The sequence below is a fragment of the Rhizobium sp. 05N49 genome (genome assembly GCF_056396805.1).
Genome location: NZ_JBFTME010000001.1, coordinates 829293 through 837285, shown reverse-complemented (window position 1 = coordinate 837285; position 7993 = coordinate 829293). Strand labels below are relative to the sequence as shown.

Here is a 7993-nt window from a genome sequence, read left to right as displayed (position 1 = left end):
CGCAGGAGATGTGGAAATTGCCGTGGCCAATGCCGCCACGCCCGCGAGCCGAACACCGGCGGCAGCAGCGACACCTAGAAAATGTCTGCGCGCAGTATTGTGCGGCAGAAGTTTCGGATCTTCCGTGGATGACATGGCGATCTCCTTTGAAAACAATCACATCGAGCCATGTTACAATAGGTTGCATTGCATACAACTTCGCCTAATAGCGCGAGGGTTAATGAAAAGGGAGTAGGGCGTAGTATGGCGGACCTGTAGAAGTTATGCCGTCACACGCACCAAAAGCTGATGAGGTATATGCAATCGCCGCGCGAAAAAATGACGACGCAGCACACCACCTAGATGCGCCGCCCGGGCCATCGGGCGAAGCAGCTTGAAGACCCATCGAAAACGCGTCGAAAGCTCCAGTCTTTCAAACGCTGGAATCTATCATATCCTCCGGTCGGAGGGGGAAGTTTCAGCTGCGCGGCAGACGGCGCGTCGCCTCGTCGATCAGCAGGTTGGCGATCATCATGCGCCTGTTGGCATTGCCGCGGAACGGCTGGGCTACGCTGTCGGGATGATTGGCCTTGGCGAAGGTGCGTCGCTTCTCATTGAGTATCTGCAGCGTGTCGGCGGCGGAAATCGCAAGTTCTGCGGCGATCTGTTCCGGGGCAATGCGGCCCAGATGCGCAGGCATGACCGGTTCGGGTTCGGGCGCCGGCGGCTCTGCGGCCGCGGGTTCGGCACCGAGATTGTCGAAATAAGCCTCGCCGACCCTTTGCGAACCGGCCGACACACCTTCCATCACATCGAAGGCGAGGCCGGTCGAGAAGCCGGAGACGCGATGGACGGCCGGTTCCTGCGCATCGCCGGAGGCTTCGTCTTCCGCCTTCAGTCGTTCGAGAACGGATTGGAATATCGATTGTCCGAACAGCATGCGCCTTCCTTTTCGAGCGGCGCATTAGACGGCGCCAAGTTGGCGCAGGGCTGGATTCGAGGCAGGATCACGGGATCTCTCCGGAGCGGATGCCGCGGCAGGAGACAGATGCGGATGAGAAAAGGGGGCATGGATGGCAGGTTGGAAACGGACAGTGCAATGGACCGACTGGAACGGAGACCGACTTGAGACCCTTTCCATCGCCCACAATGACGAGGGCGTGCTTGCGGAAGGTATCGTGAGCGGGCAGTTCGAAGCCGGCAAATACGATCTGACCTACCGGTTGACGATAGACCGGCAGTGGCGGGTGCGAGACGTCAGAGTTCAGATCGCCAATGGTCAGCGACTGCATATTCTGTCCGACGGCCGCGGTCGCTGGATCAGCGAGGATGGCGCTGAGCTTTCCGATCTGGCCGGATGCCTGGATGTCGATATTGCAGCGACTCCATTCACCAATACCCTGCCAATTCGACGGCTAGGGAAAAAAACCGGTGTCGCCGAGAAGATCAGCGTTGCCTATGTTTCCCTGCCGAACCTGATCGTCGAACCTGTCCAGCAGCGATATACCAAACTTGCCGGGAACCGCTTTCTCTATGAAGGCCTGTCAACCGGCTTTGCAGCCGAGCTTGAGGTCGATGGCGACGGCATCGTGCTGGACTATCCTGGCGTCTATAGAAGGTTGTCGTAACGATCGCAGTCTGTGGCTCGGCGCTAGCCCTCTGCCTGCCGGATGCTTTCTTCCAGGATGAGATCGTAGAGGAGCCGGGCGCTTGGCGGCAGGGCGCGTTCGCGGACGGTGATCAGGCTGTAGGGCTTGACGTTGATCTCGAAATCGATCGGCAGGATTCGCACGTCCGAGGCGTTCGAACTCTGCGAGGCGAGAAACTGTGCGACATCGACGGCGACGGGGGCAATTGCATCCGTCTCGCAGATGATCGCGCAGGTCAGCAGCAGCGAAGAGGTGTTGACGATGTTTTCCGGAAGCCGAACGGCGCGCGACAGGAAGATATCCTCTATCGTGCGGCGCAGCAGCGTGCCCGGCGGCTGGAACACCCAGTCGTAATCCTTGATCTCCGACAGGCTGCTTGGGCCTGTCTTCTTCTTCAATAGGGGATGGCGGCTGCGGACGATCAGGCAGGCTTTCTCGACGCCGATCTCGCGGACTTCGAAAAGGCGCGGGTTGAGATCGTCGGGGATGCGGCTGATGATGAAGTCGTGGCGGGCGGCGAGAAGTTCGCGCGCCAGGACATTGCTGGTCTCGACCTGGATGTTGACCTCGATGCCGGGAAAGGTCTTGCGCACCGTGTTGATGGCGGGAACGACGAGGCTCATGGCGGGTGCGGTGACCGCGCCGATGAAGACCGATCCGCCCTTGCCGCTCTTCAATTCGCCGATCTCGCGGCTTGCCTCACGAAGCTCCAGAAGGATCTTGCGCGCGCGTCTCGCGAGCGCTTCCCCGAAGGTCGTCAGCACCACGCCACGGGCAACCCGTTCATAGAGTGGAGTCTTCACGATCGACTCCATATCGGACAGCATTCGGGAGGCTGCCGGCTGCGAGATGTTGAGTACTTCCGCGGCAGCCGAAATCTGCCCGCTATCTTCGATTGCGACAATCATACGCAGGTGATTCAGCTTAAGTCCCGCTCGTAGAAAGCTGTCATCGCCAAAATTGTCGCTATGAATGTCGACATGTTCCAATGAAAAGAGCTCGGAGATAATCGTCATGGTTGCAGCCTCCCCACTGCGTTCCATCAAAAGTAATACTTTTTAACGATATACCAAAATTGTTATGCACATTACCAGTTATTCTATTTGACAGTTATAGGAATCCATACCAGTTTGCCGCCGTGTGCTGGTTGGCACTCAACACGTGTGAGATCGTGGAGGAGACCTACTTCGTTTCTCACCATCTGAAGTAACTATCCAATACGGAACCTGCCACAGTTTCGGGGCGGGCGATTTTTCGTCCGTGAATCTTTAACAAGGGAGAGAGAAATGAAATCCATTATCTCATTGATGGCTGCGGCCGCCTTCGGCGTCGCATCGTTCGTTATGCCTGCTCTGGCGGCAGACAAGGGCCTGGTTGGCATCGCAATGCCGACGAAGTCCTCCGCTCGCTGGATCGACGACGGCAACAACATCGTCAAGCAGCTCCAGGAAGCCGGCTACCAGACCGACCTGCAGTATGCTGACGACGATATTCCGAACCAGCTTTCGCAGATCGAAAACATGGTCACCAAGGGCGCCAAGGTTCTCGTCATCGCTTCGATCGACGGCACGACCCTTTCGGACGTTCTCCAGAAGGCCCATGACGCGGGCATCAAGGTCATCGCTTATGACCGCCTGATCCGCGACTCTGCCAACGTTGACTACTACGCCACGTTCGACAACTTCCAGGTTGGCGTTCTTCAGGCTGGTACGATCGTCGACAAGCTCGGCCTCAAGGACGGCAAGGGCCCGTTCAACATCGAACTCTTCGGCGGTTCGCCGGACGACAACAACGCCTTCTTCTTCTATGACGGCGCAATGTCTGTCCTGCAGCCCTACATCGACTCCGGCAAGCTCGTCGTGAAGTCCGGCCAGACCGGCATGGACAAGGTCGGCACGCTGCGTTGGGATCCGGCAACGGCCCAGGCCCGCATGGACAACCTGCTCTCGGCTAACTACACCGACGCCAAGGTTGACGCTGTCCTGTCTCCGTACGACGGTCTGTCGATCGGCATCATCTCGTCGCTGAAGGGCGTCGGCTACGGTTCGGCTGACCAGCCGTTGCCGGTCGTCTCCGGCCAGGACTCGGAAATCCCGTCGATCAAGTCGATCATCGCTGGCGAACAGTATTCGTCGATCTTCAAGGATACCCGCGACCTCGCAAAGGTCACCGTTCAGATGGTTGACGCCGTCATGTCCGGCAAGGAGCCTGAAGTCAACGACACGAAGACCTACGACAACGGCGTCAAGGTCGTTCCGTCCTACCTGCTGAAGCCGGTTACCGTGACCAAGGAGAACTACAAGACGGTTCTCGTTGACAGCGGTTACTACAAGGAAGATCAGCTGAAGTAATTATGAATGGCCGGAACCCGCGTGATTGCGGGTTCCGGTCTTCGATTCTATGATCGCCGGGCCAGTTTCGGTCGCGGCGTTGGGTTTTTAGTCATGGACAATACAATCCTCGAAATGCGGAACATCACCAAGACGTTCCCGGGCGTGAAGGCGCTCGAGAATGTGAACCTCAGGGTTCGCCAGGGTGAGATCCACGCATTGGTGGGCGAAAACGGGGCCGGCAAGTCGACCCTGATGAAAGTGCTCTCCGGCGTCTATCCGGCAGGAAGCTATGAAGGCGAGATCGTCTATGAGGGCGATGTTCGCAATTTCAAAGTCCTGAAGGATTCGGAAGAAATCGGCATCGTCATCATCCATCAGGAGCTGGCGCTCGTGCCGCTCCTGTCGATCGGCGAAAACATCTTCCTCGGCAATGAAAACGCCAAGAAGGGCGTCATCAGCTGGGAAGATACATTCAATCGCACCAAGCAGCTTCTGGCGAAGGTAGGCCTGCGCGAATCTCCGAATACGCTCGTGACCGACATCGGCGTCGGCAAGCAGCAGCTCGTCGAGATCGCCAAGGCGCTGTCGAAGAGCGTCAAGCTGCTCATCCTCGACGAGCCGACGGCATCGCTGAACGAAAGCGATTCAGACGCGCTCCTCAACCTGCTGATGGAATTCCGCAGGCAGGGCATCACCTCGATCATCATTTCCCACAAGCTGAACRAGATCCGCAAGGTCGCCGACCAGATCACGGTCCTGCGCGACGGTATGACCGTCAAGACGCTCGACTGTCACAAGGACGAGATCAGCGAAGACATCATCATCAAGAATATGGTGGGCCGCGACCTCGCCGACCGTTATCCGCCGCGCTCCGTGCCGGTGGGCGAGACCATCTTCGAGGTGAAGAACTGGAACGCCTTCCACCAGCAGCATCGCGACCGCCAGGTCCTGCACGACATCAACGTCAATGTCCGCAAGGGCGAGGTCGTTGGCATCGCCGGCCTCATGGGTGCTGGCCGCACCGARYTCGCCATGAGCGTGTTCGGCAAGTCCTATGGCCACAAGATCACCGGCGACGTCTTCGTCGACGGCAAGAAGGTCGATACGTCGACGGTGCGCAAGGCGATCGACGCCGGTCTCGCCTATGTGACGGAAGACCGCAAACATCTCGGCCTCGTGCTGAACGACAACATCCTGCACAACACCACGCTCGCCAATCTGCTCGGCATTTCGAAGAACACCGTCATCGACGACATCAAGGAGATGAAAGTCGCGACGGACTATCGCTCGAAGCTGCGCATACGGTCATCGGGCATCTTCCAGGAAACGGTCAACCTGTCGGGCGGCAACCAGCAAAAGGTCGTGCTGTCGAAGTGGCTGTTCTCCGATCCCGATGTTTTGATCCTGGACGAGCCCACACGTGGTATCGACGTTGGCGCAAAATACGAAATTTATACTATCATCAACCAGCTTGCCGCCGATGGAAAGGGCGTTCTGATGATCTCGTCAGAAATGCCTGAACTGCTTGGCACATGTGACCGCATCTACGTGATGAACGAAGGACGCATCGTCGCCGAACTGCCGAAAGGAGAAGCAAGCCAGGAAACCATCATGCGCGCTATCATGCGCTCAGGGGAGAAGAAACAATGACTCCTGTCAACCCGACATCCACAGAGGAAAGCAACGTCGTTTCGATTGCCGACTATATCCGCGGCAACATCCGCGAATATGGCATGCTGATCGCACTCGTCGCGATCATGATATTCTTCCAGTTCTACACTGGCGGTATCCTGTTCAAGCCGGTCAATCTGACGAACCTCGTGCTGCAGAACTCCTTCATCATCATCATGGCCCTCGGCATGCTGCTGGTGATCGTTGCTGGGCATATCGACCTGTCGGTCGGCTCCATCGTTGCCTTCGTCGGCGCGCTGGCGGCCATCTTCACCGTTTCCTGGGGCATGAATTTCTGGCTGGCGGGTCTGCTCTGCCTGATCATCGGCGGCTTCATCGGTGCGGCACAGGGCTATTTCATCGCCTATCACCGCATCCCGTCCTTCATCGTGACGCTTGCCGGCATGCTGGTTTTCCGCGGCCTGACGCTCACCGTTCTCGGTGGCAAGAACATCGGCCCGTTCCCGAAGGAATTCCAGGTCATCAGCACCGGCTTCCTGCCGGGCGACATGATCGACATCTTCGGTATTCCGACCCAGCTCACCTCGCTGATCCTGACCGTCATCATGCCGGTCATCCTCTTCTACCTCGCCTGGCGCCGCCGCAAGGTCAATGAGAGCCACGGCATCGACGTCGAGCCGATGGGCTTCTTCATCGGCCAGAATGTCCTCATTTCGCTCGCCATCGTCTGGCTCGGCTGGCTGCTGTCGACCTACAAGGGTCTGCCGAACGTTCTGATCGTCATGCTGGTCCTGATCGCGGCGTACAGCTTCGTCACCCGCCGCACGACGATCGGTCGCCGCATCTACGCCATGGGTGGCAATGAAAAGGCGACCAAGCTTTCCGGTATCAACACCGAGCGCCTGAGCTTTTTCACCTTCGTAAACATGGGTGTGCTTGCGGGTCTCGCCGGCATGATCGTTGCGCTGCGCCTGAACTCGGCAACGCCGAAGGCCGGTGTCGGTTTCGAACTTGACGTCATTGCGGCCTGCTTCATCGGCGGCGCGTCGGCTTCGGGCGGCGTCGGCAAGATCACCGGTGCGGTTATCGGCGCATTCATCATGGGCGTCATGAACAACGGCATGTCGATCGTCGGTCTCGGCATCGACTTCCAGCAGATGGTCAAGGGCGCCGTGCTTCTCGCTGCCGTCTTCTTCGACGTCTACAACAAGAACAAGGGCTGAGGCCTAACTCAGCCTGCGCATTCGCAGTCGTATGAAAACGAATTCCGGCTCCTCGGGGAGCCGGAGCGGCGTAGCTTTGCCGTCGCCGAACGAAAAGGATCAGGACCGTGCTTATTTCGCAGATCAAAGGCTCCAACGGAGAGATCATCGTCGCCGCGCGCGAGCCGGGTGCCGCCGCCAAGACCGTCAAGGGTGCTACGAGCGTCTACGCTCTGGCGATGGAAGCCGCAGATGGCGGCAAGTCGCTCGTCTCCGTTATCGAGGCGCATGGATATGGCGACGCCGTCGATCTTGAAAAGGCCTATGCCGAAGGCCGCTTCCTGCCGCCGATCACGCATCCGGATGCAGCACACCTGCACCTGACCGGCACGGGCCTGACGCATCTGGGTTCGGCCGCAACGCGCGATTCCATGCACAAGAAGACCACGGAAGCGGCAGAGGAAACGCTGACCGACTCCATGAAGATGTTCAGGATGGGTCTCGAAGGCGGAAAGCCGGCGGCTGGCCAGAAGGGCGTGCAGCCCGAATGGTTCTACAAGGGCAATGGCTATGGCGCCGCTGCTCCGGGCGCTCCGCTCGTCTCGCCGTCCTTCGCGCTCGACGGCGGCGAAGAGCCTGAAATGGCCGGCATCTACGTGATCGCCAAGGATGGCACGCCGTTCCGTATCGGCTTTGCGCTGTCGAACGAGTTTTCCGATCACGTCACCGAGCGGATCAACTATCTCTTCCTCGCCCATTCCAAGCTGCGCCCGGCAAGCTTCGGTCCGGAAATCCGGATCGGCGTAGCTCCCGAGGATATCCGCGGGACGTCACGCATCAAGCGCGGCGACAAGGTCATCTTCGAGAAGCCGTTCCTGTCGGGCGAAGCGAACATGTCGCACACTTTCGCCAATCTGGAATATCACCATTTCAAATATGGCCTCTTCCGCGTGCCGGGTGATGTGCATGTACATATGTTCGGTACGGCGACGCTTTCCTTTGCCGATGGCATCAAGGCGGAAGAGGGCGATGTCTTTGAAATCGAGGTTGCCGAATTCGGCCTGCCGCTGCGCAATCCGCTGAAGGTTGCCGCCGAAGAAGAGATCGCCGTCAAGCAGCTCTGATTTCAACTGTGATCTCAAGGGGCCGGCCGCCGCGAAAGCCGCCGGTCATTTGACATAGAGGAGGCTCCAAGGCC

General features: G+C 58.5%; 7 protein-coding genes and 1 pseudogene. 5 read left to right on the top strand and 3 right to left on the bottom strand.

Annotated elements, in window-relative coordinates; translation table 11 throughout:
• A pseudogene (locus AC1DF8_RS04220) lies at positions 1 to 135 on the bottom strand (Hint domain-containing protein); the annotation flags it as partial.
• Positions 136 to 457: 322 nt separating this feature from the next.
• Positions 458 to 919 carry a hypothetical protein gene (locus AC1DF8_RS04215; protein ID WP_477995045.1) on the bottom strand — a complete coding sequence of 154 codons (462 nt, stop codon included), beginning with the start codon at positions 917 to 919 and terminating at the stop codon, positions 458 to 460.
• 133 nt (positions 920 to 1052) lie between these two features.
• On the opposite strand from AC1DF8_RS04215, the gene AC1DF8_RS04210 reads away from it, so the two are divergent.
• Positions 1053 to 1607 (top strand): putative glycolipid-binding domain-containing protein, encoded by a 555-nt coding sequence (locus AC1DF8_RS04210; protein WP_477995044.1) that lies wholly within the window; start codon positions 1053 to 1055, stop codon positions 1605 to 1607.
• Positions 1608 to 1630: 23 nt separating this feature from the next.
• Here the strand turns inward: AC1DF8_RS04210 and AC1DF8_RS04205 are convergent, their stop codons facing one another.
• Entirely contained in the window at positions 1631 to 2644 is a 1014-nt protein-coding gene (locus tag AC1DF8_RS04205) for a LysR family transcriptional regulator (RefSeq protein WP_113117959.1), read from the bottom strand.
• A 270-nt stretch (positions 2645 to 2914) separates the two neighbouring features.
• On the opposite strand from AC1DF8_RS04205, the gene chvE reads away from it, so the two are divergent.
• The 4 genes from chvE to araD1 all read left to right on the top strand — a co-directional run bounded on the left by chvE (position 2915) and on the right by araD1 (position 7919).
• Entirely contained in the window at positions 2915 to 3979 is a 1065-nt protein-coding gene (gene chvE / locus AC1DF8_RS04200) for a multiple monosaccharide ABC transporter substrate-binding protein (protein WP_018114773.1), read from the top strand.
• 93 nt (positions 3980 to 4072) lie between these two features.
• A complete protein-coding gene (gene mmsA / locus AC1DF8_RS04195) occupies positions 4073 to 5611 on the top strand; it encodes a multiple monosaccharide ABC transporter ATP-binding protein (protein ID WP_477995043.1) in 1539 nt (512 codons plus the stop codon).
• On the top strand, positions 5608 to 6816 hold the full coding sequence (mmsB, locus tag AC1DF8_RS04190; protein ID WP_018114775.1) for a multiple monosaccharide ABC transporter permease: 1209 nt from the start codon (positions 5608 to 5610) through the stop codon (positions 6814 to 6816). Before mmsA ends, mmsB begins: the two co-directional genes overlap by 4 nt.
• Before the next feature lie 107 nt (positions 6817 to 6923).
• A complete protein-coding gene (araD1, locus tag AC1DF8_RS04185; protein WP_113117960.1) occupies positions 6924 to 7919 on the top strand; it encodes an AraD1 family protein in 996 nt (331 codons plus the stop codon).
• Positions 7920 to 7993 lie beyond the last annotated feature (74 nt).